The sequence below is a fragment of the Streptosporangium subroseum genome (genome assembly GCF_900188345.1).
GTDB lineage: Bacteria > Actinomycetota > Actinomycetes > Streptosporangiales > Streptosporangiaceae > Streptosporangium > Streptosporangium subroseum.
Genome location: NZ_FZOD01000022.1, coordinates 90290 through 106666 on the forward strand (window position 1 = coordinate 90290; position 16377 = coordinate 106666).

Annotated in this window: 12 protein-coding genes; 9 read left to right on the forward strand and 3 right to left on the reverse strand. The window is 68.5% G+C overall.

All coding sequences use genetic code 11. The annotated features are described in order from the left end of the window. Window positions 1–16: 16 nt before the first annotated feature. Complete coding sequence (locus tag CHC08_RS22570; RefSeq protein WP_089209339.1) at window positions 17–1252, forward strand: acyltransferase family protein; 1236 nt, start codon at window positions 17–19, stop codon at window positions 1250–1252. Here CHC08_RS22570 and CHC08_RS22575 read toward each other — a convergent pair. Both CHC08_RS22575 and CHC08_RS49685 read right to left on the reverse strand, forming a co-directional pair. After that, window positions 1153–2034 (reverse strand): polysaccharide deacetylase family protein, encoded by an 882-nt coding sequence (locus tag CHC08_RS22575; protein WP_089209340.1) that lies wholly within the window; start codon window positions 2032–2034, stop codon window positions 1153–1155. The genes CHC08_RS22570 and CHC08_RS22575 overlap by 100 nt on opposite strands. 361 nt (window positions 2035–2395) lie before the next feature. Continuing rightward, entirely contained in the window at window positions 2396–2557 is a 162-nt protein-coding gene (locus CHC08_RS49685) for a hypothetical protein (RefSeq protein ID WP_179282160.1), read from the reverse strand. Window positions 2558–2618: 61 nt separating this feature from the next. Here CHC08_RS49685 and CHC08_RS22580 point away from each other — a divergent pair, with 61 nt between their 5' ends. The 8 genes from CHC08_RS22580 (at window position 2619) to CHC08_RS22615 (ending at window position 15110) form a co-directional block, all read left to right on the forward strand. Continuing rightward, window positions 2619–5378, forward strand: coding sequence for a bifunctional glycosyltransferase/CDP-glycerol:glycerophosphate glycerophosphotransferase (locus tag CHC08_RS22580; protein WP_089209341.1), 2760 nt, complete (start codon window positions 2619–2621; stop codon window positions 5376–5378). Window positions 5379–5381: 3 nt separating this feature from the next. Then, complete coding sequence (locus CHC08_RS22585; protein ID WP_218825426.1) at window positions 5382–6479, forward strand: glycosyltransferase; 1098 nt, start codon at window positions 5382–5384, stop codon at window positions 6477–6479. A 32-nt stretch (window positions 6480–6511) separates the two neighbouring features. Next, complete coding sequence (locus CHC08_RS22590; RefSeq protein ID WP_089209342.1) at window positions 6512–7537, forward strand: hypothetical protein; 1026 nt, start codon at window positions 6512–6514, stop codon at window positions 7535–7537. After that, window positions 7534–10380: a stealth conserved region 3 domain-containing protein gene (locus CHC08_RS22595; RefSeq protein WP_089209343.1), complete on the forward strand. Its 2847-nt coding sequence runs from the start codon at window positions 7534–7536 to the stop codon at window positions 10378–10380. Before CHC08_RS22590 ends, CHC08_RS22595 begins: the two co-directional genes overlap by 4 nt. 161 nt (window positions 10381–10541) lie before the next feature. After that, on the forward strand, window positions 10542–12029 hold the full coding sequence (locus CHC08_RS22600) for a glycosyltransferase family 2 protein (RefSeq protein ID WP_179282161.1): 1488 nt from the start codon (window positions 10542–10544) through the stop codon (window positions 12027–12029). Window positions 12030–12125: 96 nt separating this feature from the next. Continuing rightward, complete coding sequence (locus tag CHC08_RS22605) at window positions 12126–13028, forward strand: CDP-alcohol phosphatidyltransferase family protein (RefSeq protein ID WP_245878475.1); 903 nt, start codon at window positions 12126–12128, stop codon at window positions 13026–13028. A gap of 25 nt (window positions 13029–13053) precedes the next feature. Next, window positions 13054–14064 (forward strand): sulfotransferase family protein, encoded by a 1011-nt coding sequence (locus tag CHC08_RS22610; RefSeq protein WP_089209346.1) that lies wholly within the window; start codon window positions 13054–13056, stop codon window positions 14062–14064. 2 nt (window positions 14065–14066) lie between these two features. Beyond that, complete coding sequence (locus CHC08_RS22615; RefSeq protein ID WP_089209347.1) at window positions 14067–15110, forward strand: sulfotransferase family protein; 1044 nt, start codon at window positions 14067–14069, stop codon at window positions 15108–15110. Here CHC08_RS22615 and CHC08_RS51620 read toward each other — a convergent pair. After that, a complete protein-coding gene (locus tag CHC08_RS51620; RefSeq protein ID WP_245878476.1) occupies window positions 15100–16365 on the reverse strand; it encodes a glycosyltransferase in 1266 nt (421 codons plus the stop codon). The genes CHC08_RS22615 and CHC08_RS51620 overlap by 11 nt on opposite strands. Window positions 16366–16377: the final 12 nt, after the last annotated feature.

The following is a 16377-nucleotide window of genomic DNA, read 5'->3' on the forward strand; positions in this document are numbered from 1 at the left end:
CGATGTCAGGTCCCCCATGACCACACCCCGCACCCGGCTGGCATGGCTGGACGCGCTGCGCGGGCTCGGTGCCATCGCGGTGCTGCTGGAGCACATGCTGCCCTGGCTCCTGCCCGCCCTTCCACGGCAGTACGTGTTCAACGTGGGGATGTACGGCGTCCTGGTGTTCTTCCTGGTCAGCGGTTACATCATCCCGGTCTCGCTGGAGGGGCGCGGCGATGTGCGGGCCTTCTGGATCAGCCGGCTCTTCCGGCTCTATCCGGTGTATCTCCTGGTCACGGTCTTCGTCCTGGTGATGGCCTTCTGGATACCGGTCCGCAACCAGGTGCCCCGGGACCTGTCGGCCGTGTCCGCGCACATCACGATGCTGCTGGACGTCGTGCACGTCGGCGGCCTGGCGGACACCATGTGGACGCTCTCCTACGAGATGGTCTTCTACCTGGTGGTCACCGCGCTGTTCATCGGCGGGCTGCACCGCCGGAGCGGGACCCTCGCCATCGGGTTCGGCGGTGTGGCCGTCGTCGCGGGGCTGGTGCTGTCGGCGCCGCTGCTCAAGGGCCCCTGGCCCGCCACCGTGTCGTGCGTGATCTTCGTGGTGGGCGTGGTGTGCCTGGTCAGCGGCCGGTTCCGGGTCCCCGCCGCCTACGTCCTCGCCGCGACGGCCCTGGTCCTGCTGCTTTTCGCGGGCTTCGTGCCGTGGCTGGGCGCGGCGATCCTCGCGGTGATGTTCATCGGGACCGCGATCCGCCGCTGGGAGCAGGGGACGGGCGGGCTCTGGCCCGTCGCCGTCGCGACCGTGCTCGTGGCGCTGTCCCCGGTGTGGTCGATCCAGGCGGGCTGGTGGTGGGTCCAGCCGGCCGCGTGGTTCATCACGATGGCCCTCGCCGGTGGGACGTTCGCGGGCGCGATGGCTCTGCGCCACCGGAGCCTGCCCCGTTTCCTCGTCTGGCTGGGTCTGATCAGCTACTCGGTCTACCTCCTGCACCACCCGCTGCTGAAGCTCGCGTACGCCGTCGCCGGAGATGTGCGAGCCATGCAGCCGGTGGTGCAGGTGATGTTGTCGGCAGGTTTTGTCGCGCTGGTGCTCGGTCTGAGCTGGCTCACCTACCGCTACCTGGAGCTTCCCATGCAGCGGCTGGGCAAGCGGCTGGCTCAGCCCGGGTTGTCGGCCGGCGACTCCGCCGACATCTCCGAGTCCGTGGTGGGCGCGTCGACGAAGAGGTCCTTGTCCAGCTCGGATCCTACCGGGTAGATGTCGCCCGGCTCCAGACCCTTCGCGCCGCGCAGCGAGGAGACGGACACGACGTGGTAGCCCTGCTTCTGCAGCGCGACCAGAAGCTTCGGCATCACCTTGACGGTCTGCTCGACCCAGTCGTGCATGAGGATGACGCCGTCACGCTTGGCGTTCTTGAGCACCTCGTTGTAGATGGCCGTCTCGTTCTTGGTCGCCCAGTCGCGGGAGCCGCCGTTCCACAGCAGGATCGGCATCTTCATCTCGGTCGCGATCGCCTGCACCCGCGAGTCGAGCTCGCCGTACGGCGGGCGGATGATCGTCGGGTACTTCCCGGTGGCCTGCTTGACGATGGCCTGGGTCTTGTCCAGCTCCTCGCGGACCTTGTCCTCGGTCAGGTCACGCAGGTGCGGGTGGGTGTAGCTGTGGTTGCCGATCTCGTGGCCCTCGACGACCATGCGCTTGGCGAAGGCCGGGCGCGACTTCACGTACTGACCTTCAAGAAGGAACGTCGCCTTGGACTTGTACTTCTTCAGGGTGTCGAGCAGTTTGTCGGCGTACTTGCCGGGACCGTCGTCGAAGGTCAGCGCGATGCACTTGACCTTCGCGCAGTCGACGGGCGCGACTGGGGCGGCGGACTTGGCCTTGTCCGTCGTCGTGGCCTTGTCCGTCGTGGTGGGCTTCGCGGTCGTGGTGGGCTTCGCAGTCGGGGTGGGCAGCTCCGCGCTCCACGCGGCTGTCGGTGTGGCGACCAGGGCGACCGCGGATACGGCGGCCATCAGCAATTGGGCTGGAGACTTCATGAGGGGGAGCTCCGGACGTTGCGGGTGATAACAGAGGGACAGAAGAAAGCATCGTATCCGGACACTTCGCCCAAGAGCCGGTCGTCCGGGCTTCTGCCAGCCGCCGTTCAGACTTCTGCCAGCCATTACTCAGGGTGGAATCCGCCCCAAAGCCGATAAGAGATCACAACGCTTGACGGCGGCCGCGGCCGTGGGGATCCACCGTCGCGGCGGCATGGCCGGTCGGGGCCAGGTGGCCCCCGGCCAATCGGCTCTTTATGACACTTGGACTCATGGTGACGGAGAGTATCCGCTACGATCGCGGACCGTGAACGACTCGTCGGAACGGGGGGACGACGATGACCGCTGTCAACGGGCATGATCACTCCTTCTCCCCGATCGCGATCTTCCTCTTCGCAGGCCAGGGGTTGCGCATGACCGGTGGGGCGGTGGGTGCCCGGGTCGTCGTGGAGACCTCTGGCCCGCCCACCGCCTCGGCGGCGAGGTGTTTCTCGCCGCCGGCCCATCGCTCACCGGCATCCATCTCCTGGTGTCCGCGCTGACGCCGGACGTCCAGGCCACACCTGACTGAATTGAGCAGTTCCATGAATACGCGTCCCGACGTCGACGTCGTGGTCACAGCCTTCGACTGCACGGAGACGGCTCTGGTCGAGACCGTGAGACATGTTCTCGACCAGTCACTGAACAACCTGCGGGTCCTCGTCGCCTTCGACGGCGAGGACGGGCAGCTTGCCGAGGCGCTCGCCCGGCTGGCGGGGGAAGACCCGCGCGTCGTGCCGGTGCCGTACCTCTCGGATGAGGTGGGGCTCTCCGGCATGCGCGAGGCCGCCCTGAAGGTGTCGGTCGCGCCGGCGGTGATGTTCGTCAACGTGCTCAGCCTGCTGTACATGCACGCCTGCAAGAGCCTGCTCCTCGAAATCGAGGAGACCGGCGCGGACTTCGCGGTGGGGCAGGTCGGGCGTTGCCCCCCCAGGCGCAAGAAGATCAGATATCCCTCCGCCAGGTTGTTCTGCGACCGGATGACCATCGACGGGGTGGAGCGCAAACCGGCTTTCCTGACCGACGGCTTTGTGGAGAACAAGCTCTTCCGCCGCGATTTCATCACCGAGCACCAGCTGGCGTTCGACCGCGCCCTGCGGGACCCCGACCGGCTTTTTGCCATCGAGGCCTACCTGGCGAGCAAACGTGTCGCGGTCGTGCCCTGGCCCGTCGTCCGGCAGACGGCGGAGATCGCCGGCACGAAGACGGGCAGGAGCGGCCTCGACGCCTTCGCCGCGCGTCTCACGGCGGAGCGGCGGGCGATGGCGTTCCTGAGAGGTGAGGGACTCGGCCGGCTGGAGCCCCGTCTGATCCGGCGTTTCCTGCGGGCGGAGCTGGCTCCGATGCTGCGCCGCCTTCCGGGGCAGTCCGGCGAGTGGGTGACCGAGCTCCAGCAGATCACAGGTGACTACCTCGACGGTCTCCCGAAGAAGATGGTCCTGAGACTGCCGATGATGCTCCGGATCTGCCTCCATCTCCTCCGGGAGGGGCAGGTGGAGGAGATCAGGGAGGCGGCGCGGCTTCTCCGCGTGTCCTCACCGATCCCCCGCCGGGTCACGAAGATCGGCGATCGCGTCTACTGGGGCGTGCACGACCCCGCGGGTGACGCGCCCGCCGAGCTCGACATCTCCAGCCTGGAGCTCGATCGGAGACCGTTCTCCCGCGCCGCGATCAGGCATGAGATCGAGAGTGTGGAGCCCGGAGACCGGGGGGTCCGGATACGGGTGCGGACCTACGACCCCCTGGGCGTGCTGCCCGCGAAGGGGGCCTCCGGCGCGGTGGAGATCCGGGCGCCCGGCGGCGGACTGTGGCGGGTGCCGATCACTCTGCGACCGGCGGGCGAGCACTTCTGGAGCGAGTTCACGCTGAACCCGGGAAACGCGCCGCGTTCCCTGCGCGGCATCAACCGTACGACCGGGATCCGCCTGCTCATCCAGAAAAAGGGCGACTCGCACCAGGCGCCGCTGGTCGCCCCGGAACGGCCTCCCGTCCGCAGGGTCGTCTGTTCCCGGCGGCTGCTGCCCGATGCCGTGGTGACGCTCACCCGCATGACCACGACGAACAAGGTGGAGATCACCTGGACCTCCAGGAAGATCACCCATGCCTCGCGTCGCTGGAAGAAGTTGCGGACCGACATGGTGGGGCGGGTCAGCAACGGCAAGTCCAGGCTCGGCTTCTACCGGATCGTCATGAGGTTCGTCCCGCGGAGCAGGAAGCTGGTGCTGTTCGAGAGCTCGGAGGGCAGGGCCTACACCGGCAATCCCCGCTACATCTACGAGGAGGTCATGAGGCAGAAGATCCGCGTGCGCTGCGTGTGGTCGTATTCCTCCAACCGCTCGCAGTTCCCGCCGGGCACGCGCGTGGTGAAGCGGGGCGGCTGGAGGTTCATGTGGAGCCTCGCCAGGGCCGGTTACTGGGTGGAGAGCCACAACCTGCCCTACTGCTACGAGAAACGGCGCGGCACCCGCTACCTGCAGACCTGGCACGGGCAGACGTTGAAGACCATCGGGCTCAACACGCCGGGGCTCCGGGGGGACCAGTGGCCCGAGCGTCACCGATGGCAGCGGAGCGTCGATCGCTGGACGACGATCGTGGCTCCCTGCGAGGAGTACGAGCGGGTCTTCCGCGCGAGCACGGGTTTCTCCGGCGAGATCCTCCGGACCGGCTATCCCCGCAACGACGTCCTGGTGCGCTGCGCCGAGCCCGAGCAGCTCGCGGTGGCCAAGGAGGTCCGCGCCAAGCTCGGTGCCCTTCCCGGGCAGCGGGTGCTTCTCTACGCGCCCACGTTCCGTGATCGCACGAGAGGGGCGGGAACGTCGGTCCGGGTCGACCTGGACCAGCTCTCCGCGCGGCTGGGCGACGACTGGATCATCGCGCTGCGCGTTCACCCCTATACCCGGTACCAGCTTCCGCCGAGACTGCGCGGGTTCGTCGAGGACGTCACCGCCTACCCGGAGATCAACGATCTCATCCTGGCGTCCGACGCCCTGCTGACGGACTACTCGTCGGTGATGTTCGACTACGCGAACACCGGCAAGCCCATCCTGCTGTTCACCGACGACTACCACGAGTACGTGCAGAACGAGCGCGGTCTCAACCACCACCTGCCCGACATCGCGCCGGGGCCGATGCTGACGGAGACCTCCGAGCTGGCCGACGCCCTGGCGGACCTTCCCGCGACCGCCGCCCGGTATGCCGAGGCCTACGAGCGCTTCCGCAGGACCTGGTGCTCATGGGAGGGCGGCGGAGCCGCCAAGGCAGTGGTGGACGTCTTCTTTTCCGACCTCAAGAACCTCAAGGGGTGACGAGTGTCCAAGGACATTTTCATTCTCGCGCCCAACATCGACAACCTCGGCGGCACCCAGCGGGTGTTTCACGTGCTGGCGCAGGGGTTCGGAGTCCGGGGCCACCGGGTCCGGCTGGTGGGCATCGAGCGGGTCCAGTCCCCGTTCGGTTTCGATGACGGCCTGGCGTACGAGAAGACCATTCTCTACCGGGAGAGACGAGGGCGTCGTGACACTCCGGCGGTGCTCCTCGCCGACGCGAGGAAGCGCCTCACCGAGCTGTTCGCGCAGGCGGAGAGTGGATACCTGATCCTCGGAACGCCCTGGAGCGTCAAATGGGCGTCGGCGGTGCCCGCGCCGCACCTGTCCAGGATCGGTCAATATCACTCCTCCTACGAGCACGCGAAGTTCTCCTCGCCCTCCCACCTGGAGCTCATCCGGCGGCTCTACCCCAACCTCGCCAAGTCGGTGTTCCTCAGCGAGGACGACGCCCGTTCCTTCAGCCGTCACCGGGTGCCGAACGCACGGGCGATCGGCAACCCGCTGACCTTCGAACCCGAGTGCGTGGCGACCCCGGGACAGAGCCGCAGGATCGTGACGGTCGGCAGACTCGCCACCATCAAGCGCTACGACCTGCTCATCGCGGCGTTCGCCAGGGCGAGCGGCGAGGTTCCCGAGCGGTGGGAGCTTCACCTGGTGGGCGACGGTTACGAGGAGGAGCAACTCCGCGCGTGCGCGGCCGAGCACGGGGTCACCGACCGGGTCATCTTCCAGGGCCGGTGCAAGGACGTTCACTCGCACTACCGGGATGCCGCGATCTTCGCGCTCAGCAGCGAGCACGAGGGGCACCCGATGGCGCTGGCCGAGGCTGCCGCGCTCGGCCTGCCGAGCGTCGCGTTCGGCGTCTCGGGCGGCGTCAAGAACCTTGTCGCCGACGGCGTCTCCGGGCTTCTGGCGCCCCCGGGGGACGTCGGAGCCTTCGCCGACGCGTTGGTGAGGTTGATGCGGGCACCGGAGTTGCGGGCGCGAATGGGCAGCACCGCCTGTGATCACGTGCGCGAGTTCTCCCTGGAGAAAATTCTCGACAAGTGGGACTCGCTCTTCGCGGAGATCCAGCGCTGACCATGTCACATTCTTTCTTCGGGGGGAGATCAATGGGACGCACGCTGGTCACGCTGCGACGTATCGCCTCCGAGCGGCTGCCTTCCGCGTTCCGCGAGAGGTTCCGTGAGCGGTTCTGCGAGACCGAGGGCAGGGAACGGGCGTTCACCCGCGCCGCGAGGATGGCGTCGATCAGGTCGGCGGTCGCGGTCCGGCGGGGCGGAGGGGAGGGGGCCTCGGTGACGTACGCCGGTGTCCTCGACGGAGGCACCCTGAACCTCCAGGTCCGCCTCCCCTCCCGCGCCGGCCACGCGCCCGTGCGTGCGGTCAGGCTCGTGGCCGGGCGAGGACGTCGGCGGTGGCGGGGCGATCTCGACCTCGACGGCGACCTCGCCGGGGGCGCGATACGGCTGAGCGAGGACGGCGGCCCGCTGTCCCGGCTCGGCACGGGCCTCTGGCGAACCCGGATCGAGCTGACCCTCGCCGACGGCAGCGGCCTGGAGGTGCCCCTGCTCGGCCCGGTCGCGAACGTGTTGCCGGCGGGTCCGACCGTCGCGGCTTCACTCTGTCCCCGTACCGGCACGGTCTACACCGTCGACGCCGGTCTGACCGGGCACGTCACGATCTCGGCGTCGCGTCCCGCCCCGCAGGCACATGTCACCGGGGTGATCGCCGACTGGGACCGGGTCGTCGTCGAGGGACGGTTCGGCGGAACCGTGCGGACCGCCGGCGCGGAGGTGCTGATGCGCCGCCTCGAAGGGAGACTCGAAGGGAGAGGGGGGCGAGAGGTCTGCCACCGGCTTCCGGTGACGACGGACGGCGCGCTGTTCCGTTTCGAGGTGCCCGGCGGCTCGCTGGCCGGAGCGGAGACGACCTGGGTCTTCGAGTTCGTCTCACCCTGGACCGGAACCCTCAAGGTCGGCCGCTTCCTGGATGATTTTCGCCACCCCCACCGCGTCGTTCACCACGAGAGGCGTCCTCTGGCGACGTCCGAGAGATCCCTGCTCTACGTGCGGCCCGGATACTCCCCGGCGGGAAGACTCCAGCTCTCCTGCTCCCATTCGGAGGAACTACCGTGAAGATTGCCTATCTGCTGACCTGGGCGGATGTCATGGGAGGCACGGAGGCGGCGGTCCTCACCCTCGCCTCGCATCTCGCCGAACACCACGACGTCGAGGTGATCAGCGTCTTCCGCAGGGAGGCGGCCCCGTTCTGCGAGGTCTCACCCAAGGTCCGTCTGCGCTACCTGGTGGATGAGACGGGCCCGGTGCGACGCCCCTGCCGCGAGACGGCCATGGACGACGCCACCTGCGCCGCGCTCGCCGCGATGCCGAGCGAGCTCGTCGATCCCGCCTGGGAGGGCGCGTTCAACCGGTTGGCCGACGTGGAGGTGGAGCACGCGCTCCGCGGTCTCGACGCGGACGTCGTCGTGTCCTCCACGCCCGCATTGCTGTCGCTCATCGTCCGTCTCTGCCCGGAGCGCACGATCACCGTCCACCAGGACCATCGTTGCTCGGAGCTGAGAGGCCCGTCCGGCGAGCCGCTCCTGAGATTCGCCCCCCGGCTGGACGCGCTCGTCTCGCTGACCCACCGGACCCAGCTCTGGTGCGCGCAGTCGCTCAAGGACGCCGCGCCCCATCTCGCGACGATCCCGAACGCGCTGCCGAGCGGATACCGTCCGCGGTCCGGCCTGGACACCCGCACGATCGTCATCGCGGGGCGGCTGGTCGGTGAGAAGCGAATCGACCACGCCGTGCGGGCCTTCGCCGGGATCGCCGGCCGGTTTCCCGGCTGGTCGCTGCGGATCCTGGGAGACGGCCCCCTGACCGGCAGCCTGCGCCAACTGGTTCAGAGCCTCGACCTCCAGGACCGGATTCACCTGCTGGGCAGGTCTCCGCACATGGCGGAGGAGTGGGCGAAGGCGAGCATGTGCCTGCTCACGTCGACGAGCGAGGGCTTTCCGCTGGTGCTGACCGAGGCCCTCGCCGCGGGGGTCCCGGTGGTGGCCTACGACTGTCCCGGCGGAACGAGCGAGATCGTACGGCACGGGGTCGACGGCTTCCTCGTGCCCGAGGGCGACATCGACTCGCTGGCCGTCGCGATGACCAAACTGATGGAGAGTCCCGGCACGCTGCGCGAATTCGGGACGGCGGCGCGGGAGATCGGGGCCCGGCTGTCGCCCGAGCGGATCACGGGAGCCTGGCTGGAGCTTTTCGAGAGGCTGGGCGCGGAGAGGGACGCGCGATCCGGGCGCAGAGCCGAGCGGATCGCCCGTCACGCCCTCCGGTCGGTCTCGGGTTTTGTGCCCGTCGCCTCCGCCGATCCGGAGCCGGGGGGAGGACCACAGCTGCGGGAGCTCGAAGCCGATCTGATGAGGAAGGACCGGACCCTCACCCGCTCCGGCGCCCGTCTCTGCGTGATCCGCGACGACGTCACCCCCGAGGACGTCCTCCGGGCGAATCTGGAAGCCGTGACGAAGGTCCTCCACGACGCCGCCATCCCGTACGCGCTGGTCCGGGACACCGGGCCACGCCATCGGATAGCCGTCGAGGAGGAACACCGGGCCGCGGTGCTCTCCGCGATCGCGCGAGAGTTCGACGGCAGGCCCGTCTACGCCCAGCCGCTCAAGCCGACGATGTGCGCTCCTCCGGTCGCCCTGGCCGGACAGGTCGCCGGCTGGGGCGACGTCGGCGGTCTGCGGGTCTACACGATCTACTCGGTCGCCTCGCGCGCTCTTCGCCACGGGTCGGCGTTCGGCTGTGACGTCGAGTTCTGGGCCCCGACCGCGGACGGGGGGCTGCGGGCCGTGCGCCCCACCCTTCTCGGCCGCGAACTGCCCCGCGAGGCGATGCGCCCGGCGAAACTCACGGTGGGAGAGCGGAGCCACCCCACGTACGAACCCTTCACGCGGCCCTTCGTGGACGACGTCACCTTTCCGATCGACGTCGTCTACACCTGGGTGGACGGCGCCGATCCGGGCTGGCGCGCCCGGCGGGACGAGGCCCTGACCGGCCGGAGCGCGACCGCGGAGGCGGTCACGAACACGTCCGCGAACGCGGCCGACCGCGGCGACGGCCGCTACGCCAGTCGCGACGAGCTCCGCTACTCGCTGCGTTCCCTGGACATGTACGCGCCGTGGGTCCGTCACATCTGGATCGTCACCGACCAGCAGGTCCCCTCCTGGCTGGACACCTCCCATTCGAAGGTGACCGTCGTCGACCACAAGGAGATCTTCAGCGACGCCGGCGCTCTCCCCACGTTCAACTCGCACGCGATCGAGAGCCGGCTGCATGTGATTCCCGGGCTCTCGGAGAATTTCATCTACTTCAACGACGACTTTTTTGTCGGGCGTCCGCTGAGCCCGGACCTCTTTTTCCTGCCCAGCGGGATCCCCCTGTTCTTCCGGTCTCCGGCGACGGTTCTCCCGACGCCGATCCAGGAGGACGAAAAATCCTTTTACGCCGCCGCGAAGACGACGCGGGACATCATGGAACGGGAGTTCGGCTGCACGACGGCGAACACTTTCCTCCACGCTCCGTACGCACTGCGCAAAAGCGTGCTCTTCGAGCTCGCGGAGAGATTCGCCCCCGAGATCGCGGCCACGGGCCGGAGCCGGGTCCGCTCACGTGATGACGTCTCGGTGGTCTCATCGTTGCATCACTACCACGCCTTCCGCAGCGGGAAGGCCGTTCCCGGGGAGATATCCGTCGACTACATCGCGCTGGGACAGCGCGATCACCTGCCCCGGCTGACACGGCTGCTGACCCTCCGCGATCGAGACGCCTTCTGCGTCAACGACGCCGATGAGAGTGACATGTCCGAGGAGGAGAAGCGCCGTGCGATCTCCATCTTCCTGGCGAGCTACTTCCCGGTCGCCAGTGAATTCGAGGTCGGCAGCCCACGCAATCGGGCTCGGCGCTGAGCGGTCATATCGATTTCGCCATCGGGCGGGCCGTTTTGGCGGAGGCCCGCCCAGGGTTGGGCAAAGAATCGGCCACGGAGGGGCAGGCTAGGTCATGGCGAATCCCCGAGAGAGGCATTCTGAGCGCGACTGAATGGACGCCCTCGACCGGAGGACTTTCTTTGAAAGCGCCACTGCTCAGTGTCGTCGTGCCGTTCTACAACGTGGTGGGTTACATCGAGGAGTGCCTGACCTCCCTCGCCGCGCAGACTCTCATGGACGTCGAATTCATCCTGGTCGATGACGGCTCCATGGACGGCGGCGACGTGACGGCCAAGGAATTCGCGGCCCGGGACTCCCGGTTCCGGGTGCTGCGACAGGACAACCAGGGGCCGGGCCCGGCCAGGAACCTGGGGATCCGGCACGCGACCGGCCTCTATCTCGCCTTCGCCGACGGCGACGACGTCGTGCCGGAGACGGCCTACGAGCTCCTCGTCGGCTCGCTGGAGGAGACCGGATCCGACATCGCCTGCGGCGGGGTGCGCAGGATCACCCCCGAGGGGCTCGTCCCGTCCGCGATGTACGCCAAGTTGTTCAGGAAACCGGCACGGCGGACCCACATAGAGACTTTTCCCGACCTGATCCGCGACCGGACGGTGTGGAACAAGGTCTACCGCCGATCCTTCTGGGACGAGCACCGCCTGGAGTTCCCCGGCGGGTTCTACGAGGACGTGCCGGTCGCGATCGCCGCGCACGTCCTGGCGTCGAGCGTGGACATCCTGAACGAGGTGGTCTACCACTGGCGGCTGCGTGACACGGGCGACGCGTCGACCACCCAGCGCCGCATGGAGGTGGCCAACGTCGAAGAACGGGTCGCGTCCCTGCGCGGGGTGCAGAGGTTCCTCGCCGAGCGGTCGCCCCAGCTGAAGCGGGAGTTCGACGACATGGTCGTCTCCTGGGACCTGAAGTTCGTGAAGGACGCGCTGGAGGAGGCGGTGGAGGAGGGCACGCCGAACGACCTGGAGCGCCTCTTCGACGTCGTGGCCCCCTGCATCGACGCCCTCGACCCGCTGATGGTGGCCGCCCTGCCCGCCTCACGGCGGTTGGAGCTGTATCTCCTGCACCAGCGGATGGCGCCCGAGCTGCGCGAGGTCCGGAGATTCCGGCGGGAGGAGGAGGATGCGCGGGTCCTGCGCCGGGGGAGCAGGCCGCCCCGGTGGTACGCCGCCTACCCGTTTTTCGGGGACAGGTCCCGCGGCATTCCCGACCACCTCTACGACGTCACCCAGGAGCTGATCCTGCGGGTCCACACCGACCGGGTGCGCTGGTCGGGCGGGCGGCTCCTGGTCGAGGGGCAGGCCTCCATCAAGCGGCTCGACGAACGGCAGAGCCGGATCAAGGTGTGGATCGAGGGGAAGGGCAAGTCAGGGAAGGGCAAATCACGGATCTCGCTGCCGGCCCGTCAGGACGGTGCCCGGTTCGTGGCCGAGGTCGAGGGGGTCGCTCCCGGCCGGTGGTCCGTGCACGCGGAGGTCTCGGCCAACGGGATGCGCCTGAGCAGCCTTCTCGGAGCGAGCCCCCGTCAGCTGCCCAAGGGCGGGCGGGCCGGGGTCAGGGCGGCGCTGGGCCGGGACGGCCGCCTGGTGGTCGTGGTCCAGTCCGATCTCTGAGTCACCGCCCACTCTTGGTCAAGAACCAGCATGGAGAATTCCAGGCGGTTGCAGAGAGTCACGAGTTGATGGCCGAATGTCGCCATGCTGGAAGGCATGAGGGCCTATTCGTTGAACGACGTTCACGCGACCCGGAAACGAAGAGACTCCTGGTGGACCGTTTTCCTGGTCGACCCGGTGGCGTGCAGGCTCACGCTGTTCGTCGCCAACCACACGGCGATCACACCCAACGGGCTCACCCGCCTGTCCCTGATCCTCGGGATGGTGTCCGCTGTCTGCTTCGGATTCGGGCAGCTGGTCGCGGGGGCCCTGGTGTTCTACGTGAGTTTCGCGGTCGACTGCATGGATGGGAAGATCGCCCGGCTCAAGGGGACGGGGACCGCGTTCGGCCTCTGGCTCGACTACGTGGGCGACCGGGTCCGGGTGGTCTGCTGTGCCGCCGGCCTGGCATTCGGGCAGTACGTGACGACGGGGGACGTCGACTACATCCTGCTCGGTGCCGGAGTGGCCGTGCTGGACCTCTTCCGCTACGTGAACGCGCCGCAGATGAAGCGCGTGCGCGAGGTGGTCAAGGAGAACCGGCTTGAGCAGCTGGCGGCGGACGCCGAGGCCGCCGCGCTCACAGCGCTCCCGGAGAGCCGGGAAAGCCCGGAGAGCTTGGAGAGCCGGGAGAGCCGGGAGAGCCTGGATCAGGAGATTCCGGAGTCGATCGAACGCGCGACACCCAGGGCGTCCAGGTCGACGAGGAGGGGCCGCCGGCTGGGACGGTTCTTCGCCCGCCATCGGGTGCGGAGCCATCTGATCAGCGGCATCGAGTTCCACGCCGCGGTGTTCGTCGTCGCCCCGCTGATCGGGGTGGCGGCGCTGCTACCCGTCTCGATCGTGGCGGGGGTCCTGCTTCTACTGAACGAGGTTTTTCTGATCTACCGAATGTGGCTGTTCACCCGGGTGGTGCCTGCTGCGCCGCACCCGCAGGAAGCGCCGCGCGTATCTGTTTGATCAAGCTCAACGGGGGTTCGTTGTCATGCAGTCCGACCGACCGATCTTTGTGATCGGATGCCCGCGCTCCGGCACCACCATGTTGCAGCTCATGCTGCACTCGCATCCGCGCATCGCGGTGCCTCCGGAGACGCGGTTTCTGGTGCCCGGCTACTACCGCAGGTTCTTCTTCGGAGATCTGCGCGAGCAGCACAACCGGCGCAGGCTTGGCCGATGGATAGTGAGCGACAAGGACACCAAGTTCAAGGAGCTCAAGCTCGACGGAGACCAGCTGATCGACGACATCGTCGCCGGACCGCCGACGCTGGGCTCGGCGTTCGGGATCTCCTTCCGCTCCTACGCCGAGCAGTACGGCAAGTCCCGCTGGGGTGACAAGCGGCCGAGCTACTACCACCACGTGGACCTGCTGCTGAGGCTCTTCCCCGACGCCCAGTTCGTCCACCTCATCAGGGACGGGCGCGACTGCGTGGCGTCGCTGAAGGAGATGCCCTGGTACACCAAGGACGTCTTCCACGCGGTGACCAACTGGGCCGAGGCGATCGACTTCGGCCGTCACCACGCCAGGAAACTCCCCGCCGACAGCTACTACGAGCTGCGCTACGAGGACCTGACGGCCTACCCGGAGACCGAGCTCGGCAAGCTGTGCGACTTCCTCGGGGAGGACTACGACCCGGCGATGAGCGAGCCGTACCACGTGGCCCGGGTGGCCATCCCGCAGCACAAGGTCTGGCACAGCAACACCCACGGCGGCGTCACCACCGCCCGGTCGGGTTCGTGGAAGGCCAGGCTGGAGCCGTGGGAGATCTCGGTGTGCGAGACCGTGCTGGCCGACCGGCTGACCGCCAACGGCTATGAGCTGAGCGGCGCGCCCAAGGCGGAGAAGAGCCACGTCGCGGCGTGCGAGAAGGCGGCGTCCAAGCGTCGCTGGGCTCGCCGGCGCAAGGAGATCCGTGACCGCCTGAACCGGTTCCGCGAGCCGGGTCCCGTGGCCGCGCAGCTCACCACCAGGCAACTGGGCGAGCTGGCGAAGGTCTGATCATGAAATCGGATCGACCTATTTTCATCCTGGGCTGTCCCCGGTCGGGGACGACGATGCTGCAGCTCATGACGCACGCCCACCCACGGATCGCGATTCCACCGGAGACCCGGTTCATGGTCTCCGCCTACCAGCGGCGACTCCAGTTCGGCAATCTCAACGATCCGGACCGCAGGCGCGAGCTGGCCGAATGGGTGGTCAACCGCACCCAGTCACGCTTCCACGAGCTGGGGCTGGACCGCGAGGAGGTGACCAAGCAGATCGTCGACGGACCGCCGACACTCGGCTCGGCACTGGGCATCGTGCTGCGCGCCTACGCGATCAGGCACGACAAGCCACGCTGGGGTGACAAGCGGCCGTCGTACTTCCAGTACACCGACGTGCTGCTGAGGCTCTTCCCCGACGCCCAGTTCGTCCACCTCATCAGGGACGGGCGCGACTGCGTGGCGTCGCTGAAGGAGATGCCCTGGTACACCGGGAGCGTCTACAGCGCGGTCTGCGCCTGGGCGGAGGCGATCGACTTCGCCCGGCACGGTGCGCCGAAGCTTCCCGAGGGCAGCTACCACGAGCTGCGCTACGAGGACCTGACCGCCGATCCCGAGTCTCATCTGCGCAGGCTGTGCGAATTCCTCGGCGAGGACTTCGCCCCGGCCATGTGCGAGCCGAGCACGCTGGCCGGCATCGCCGTACCCGCGCACAAGACCTGGCACGCGCGCACGCACGACGAGGTGACCACCTCGCGGACGGGCACGTGGCGGGAACGGCTCGACCCGGGCGAGATCTCGCTGTGCGAGAGCGTCCTCGGGGACCGGTTGGAGACCTACGGCTACGAGCTCAGCGGGGCTCCGAAGATCGAGACCTCGCGGATGGTCACCTACGAGAAGACCGCGGCCAAGCGGAAGCTGGCCAGGGTCAAGCGGGTGGCCTTCGACCGGCTGATGCGGCTCCGCGAGCCGAACCAGCTGGGTGCACGGCTGACCTCCGGCCAGATCGTGCTGGCAGGGGTGCCGATGCCGCGTAACGAACCCATCGCGGTCAACGGGTGACCTGCTCGAAAAGGATCTCCCACCGGTCCAGAACCCGGTCCAGCCGGAACGCCTCGACGTGTGCGCGAGCGGCGGTGCCCAGCCGCCGCCGCTCCTCCGTCGAGGCCATCAGCGCGGCCAGCGCGGCCGCGAACGCCGTCACGTCGCCGGGGGGCACCAGCAGCCCGGTCTCCCGGTCGAGGACGAGCGAACGAACCCCGCCCGAGACGTCGAACGCCACCGTGGGCACACCGTAGGACGCCGCCTCGCCGATCACCAGCGGCAGCCCCTCGTGCTCACTGGAGAGCCCGAGCACCGACCCGTCCAAATATTCGCGCTCCATCCCGCTCGCGGCCACCGTTCCGCGGAACACCACCTGTCCGGCCACGCCGCAGGCCAGCGCGTGCGCCCTGAGCCGCTCCAGCTCGGCGCCTTCACCGATCAGATGCAGCTCCCAGCCCGCGTCCGCGCCGTTGGGGGGCACGTCGCGGGAGGCCGCGCCATGGAGGTCCGCGCCGTCAGAGGGCGCGTTGCGGACCGCCCCGTGGCGGTCCGTGCCGTCAGGGTGTGCGCCGTTGGGGAGCGCGTTGTGCGGGGCCGCGCCATGAGAGGCCGCGCCGTGAGGGGCGGAGCCCTGAGAGTCCGCCATCCGGCAGGCCTCCGCGAAGGCCGAGATCAGCCGGTCGAACCGCTTCACACCCTCCAACCTGCCGACCCCGAGCACCCGGCGGCGGGTCAGCCCGGCGGTCTGCGACGGCCAGGCGGGCAGCGGGTTCGGGATGGTCCAGGTGTTGGGCAGTAGCGCGTGCTCGGAGAAGAGCCACGCGTCGTCCTCGCTGAGGAACACCGCCTTCTCCAGCCCGCCGTAGTGGCCCCGGACCGAGCGGAGGTGCCAGGACCCCCGTGCGTGCTCGTAGGAGCCGTGATACTGCCCGATCGGGAGCAGCCGTTCGGGCAGAAGCGGCTTGAGCCGGGGCACCACGCCGGGCGAGGAGAGCACCGCGAAGCCGGGTCCCACCTGGTGGAACAGCCCTTCGAGCATCCGGCGCTCGCGGCGCGCACCCCGCTGGGAGACCTTGCCGATGGGCGTGTGGTGAATTACGTGACGGGTGTAGCCGGGCTGCTCCACGTAGCGGAACGGGATCTCGGCGCGGTGCAGCCCGATCACGTGCACGTCGTGTCCCCGGTCGGCCAGCCCCTGGGCCACGGTGTGCGTGACCCGCTGGATCCCGCCCAGCGTGTCGGCGTCCATACAGGCGAACACCACCGAACTCATCCGCGTCCCGCT

Bases quoted from the DNA above. Each gene is read 5' to 3' on its own strand.
- CHC08_RS22570 (WP_089209339.1), top strand. From the start codon at position 17: ATGACCACACCCCGCACCCGGCTGGCATGGCTGGACGCGCTGCGCGGG.
- CHC08_RS22575 (WP_089209340.1), bottom strand. From the start codon at position 2,034: ATGAAGTCTCCAGCCCAATTGCTGATGGCCGCCGTATCCGCGGTCGCC.
- CHC08_RS49685 (WP_179282160.1), bottom strand. From the start codon at position 2,557: ATGGATGCCGGTGAGCGATGGGCCGGCGGCGAGAAACACCTCGCCGCC.
- CHC08_RS22580 (WP_089209341.1), top strand. From the start codon at position 2,619: ATGAATACGCGTCCCGACGTCGACGTCGTGGTCACAGCCTTCGACTGC.
- CHC08_RS22590 (WP_089209342.1), top strand. From the start codon at position 6,512: ATGGGACGCACGCTGGTCACGCTGCGACGTATCGCCTCCGAGCGGCTG.
- CHC08_RS22605 (WP_245878475.1), top strand. From the start codon at position 12,126: ATGAGGGCCTATTCGTTGAACGACGTTCACGCGACCCGGAAACGAAGA.
- CHC08_RS22610 (WP_089209346.1), top strand. From the start codon at position 13,054: ATGCAGTCCGACCGACCGATCTTTGTGATCGGATGCCCGCGCTCCGGC.
- CHC08_RS22615 (WP_089209347.1), top strand. From the start codon at position 14,067: ATGAAATCGGATCGACCTATTTTCATCCTGGGCTGTCCCCGGTCGGGG.
- CHC08_RS51620 (WP_245878476.1), bottom strand. From the start codon at position 16,365: ATGAGTTCGGTGGTGTTCGCCTGTATGGACGCCGACACGCTGGGCGGG.